Here is a 2787-nt window from a genome sequence, read left to right as displayed (position 1 = left end):
GGGCTGACCCGCACCGGTGGCGGCCGATGCCGCCGCCGACGCCTGGGTCTCGCCCCGACCGACCCGCCCCGTTCCCGCCCCCGGTCCCGGTCCCGGTCCCGGTCCCGCCGCACGCGGCGACCCGTCCGCCGGGTCCGTCAACTCCCGCAGCACGGCTACCCGTACGTCACCCCTGTATAAGGTTCAATCCACCGCACGGAACGCGGGCGGGAACAAGTCTGGGGTGGGCTGTGGCAGTCAAAGTGACGGTGGTTGTTCCTACGTACAACTCGGGGAGCCACATCGAACCGCTGGTCCGCTCGATGCTGGACCAGACGCTGTCGCCGGACGAGTTCGAGGTGCTGTTCGTCGACGACGGCTCCACCGACGACACCCCGGACCGGCTGGCCCGGCTCGCCGCCGAGCACGCCCATTTCCGTACCACCTCGATCCCCAACTCGGGCTGGCCGGGCAAACCGCGCAACATCGGCGTCGAGCAGGCGCGCGGTGAGTACGTCCAGTTCGTGGACCACGACGACCTGATGGCCCCCGAGGCGCTGGAGCGCCTGCACGCGATGGCGGTCCGCAACGGCTCGGACATCGTCATCGGCAAGGTGGCCAGCAACTTCACCAGCCGGGGCGTGCCGTACGGCCTGATGAGCACCACCCGCGAGAAGTGCACCGTGCGCACCGCCTCGCTCATCGACAGCCTGACCCCGCACAAGATGTTCCGGACCGCGTTCCTGCGCGAGCACGGCATCGTGCACCCCGAGGGCCCGTGGATCCTGGAGGACCAGCTCTTCCTGGTGCGCTCGTACCTGAAGGCCGAGGTCGTCTCGGTGCTGGGCGACTACGTCTGCTACACGTACTGGGCGCGCGACGACGCGGCGAACGCCGGTACCCGGGCGATGGATCCGCGCCGGTATTACGCCAACCTGCGCGAGATCATGGGCACGGTGGCGGACGGCACCGAGCCGGGCCCGGACCGCGACCGGCTGCTGCGACGCTTCTACCGGGGCGAGATGCTCGGCCGGCTGGGCGTTCCGGCGCGGGGCACGGTCACCGACCCGCACTTCGACGGCGACCCGTTCGAGTCCGTACGGGAGCTGGCCGACACCTTCGTCACCGAGGCGATGCACACCTCGCTCGCCGCCAACCAGCGGGTCCGTTCGGAGCTGCTGCGGCGGAACAAGCCCGCCGAGCTGACCGAGTACACCCGCCGGCAGACCGATCTCACCGCGCTCACCACGGTCGGGGAGGCCCACTGGGACCGCGACCGGCTGAAGGTCGCGTTCACCGCCCGCTTCGCCGAGCGGCAGGACGGGCCCGGTCTGCTGCTGGCCCGCCGGGGCGAGGGTTACGTCCTCGCGCCGGCGCTCACCGACGGTGTCCTCGACGAACCCGTCGACGTGACGGATGAGCTGAAGTCGTTCCGGGTGGACGTCCTGCTCCGGCACGCGGAGACCGCCCACCTGTGGCCCGCGCTCGCCACCGTCCGGCTCACGCTGGAGGAGGAGACCGGTGCGGACGGCACCGTCCTGGTGCGGCCCGTGCTGAAGGGCACCGCTTCGCTCGACCCGGCACGCGGTGCGGGGGGCAGCCCGCTCGCCGCCGGTACCTGGGACGTGCGCATCCGGGTGATGGGCGCCGGGTTCGACCGTACGGTGCCGCTCGGCAACGCCGGTGGCGACGCGTCCGCGCTGCCCCCCGGCGAGGTCCTGGCCGGCCACCGCACCGCGCCCGTGCTCGCCGCGGACGGCGCCGGTACGGACACCGGGCTGGCCCTCGCGGTCGTCCCCACCACCGACAGCCCTCGCCCCCGGCCGCCGAAGGTCAGCGTCGTGCTGCCGACCGCCGGGGCGGCCCCCGACGCCCTGCGCGAGACGCTCGCCTCGCTGGCCGCGCAGAGCCTTTCGGAGCGGGAGTTCGAGACCGTGCTCGTCGGTGACGGCGAGGGCGAGATCCGCCCGGCGGCCGGTGCCGAGCCCCGGAACGCCGGGGTGGACGCCGCGACCGGCTCCTACGTCCTCTTCATGGAGCCGGGCGACCGTCTGGCCCCGGAGGCGCTGGAGCGGATGTACGCGTACGGCATGGCCAACGACACCGACATCGTGGTCGGGAAGCTCGCGGGCAAGGGCCGTGCGCTGCCCAAGGAGCTGTTCGTCCGCGACCGGCCGCGCGCCAGTCTCGCCAGGGACCCGCTGGCCGACAGCCTCACGGTCAACAAGCTGTACGACCGCGCCTTCCTGCTCCGGCACGACCTGCGGTTCCCCGCCGAGGGCGGCCCGCTCGCGGACCAGCCCTTCGCCGCGGAGGCGTATCTGCGCGCCGTGCACGCCTCGGTGCTGGGCAGTTACGTCTGCTACCACTACGGCCCGAAGCGGGACACCCCGGCGCCCGCCCCCGCCGACTTCTACGCGGCGGTCGCCGCGCTGATGAAGACCACCGACAGCCTCTCCGAACCGGGCCCCGCCCGGGACCGGCTGCACCGCCGCTGGCTCCGCGTGGAGGTGCTGGACCGCATCAGCGGCAAGGCGTTCCTGGAGATGGCGGAGGAGGACCGGATCTCGCTGGTCCGCGACATCCGGACCGCGCTGGCGGGCCGCGCCTCGGCCGGCGCCGTGGCCGGGCTCCCGCCGGCCCGACGGGTCGCGATCGGCCTCATCGAGGACGACCGGCCCGAGGACGTGGTCCGGCTCGCCCGCTGGGACCGCTCCCTCGCCTGCGAGTCCTCGCTGACCGGCCTCGTACGACAGGAGAACGGCGTCTTCCGGCTGTCCTTCACCGGGACCCCGCAGGCGGCCGACG

The 2787-nt window shown here is 73.2% G+C and carries 1 protein-coding gene; it reads left to right on the top strand.

Annotated features, from left to right (window positions below; all coding sequences use genetic code 11):
* Positions 1-230: 230 nt before the first annotated feature.
* On the top strand, positions 231-2787 hold a 2557-nt coding region (locus ACWD3D_RS35615), incomplete at its 3' end, for a glycosyltransferase family 2 protein (RefSeq protein ID WP_451464815.1).

It is taken from the genome of Streptomyces sp. NPDC002690, assembly GCF_053592415.1.
The sequence above is the reverse complement of the archived record's forward strand: the minus strand, read 5'-3'. Positions and strand labels throughout refer to the sequence as shown.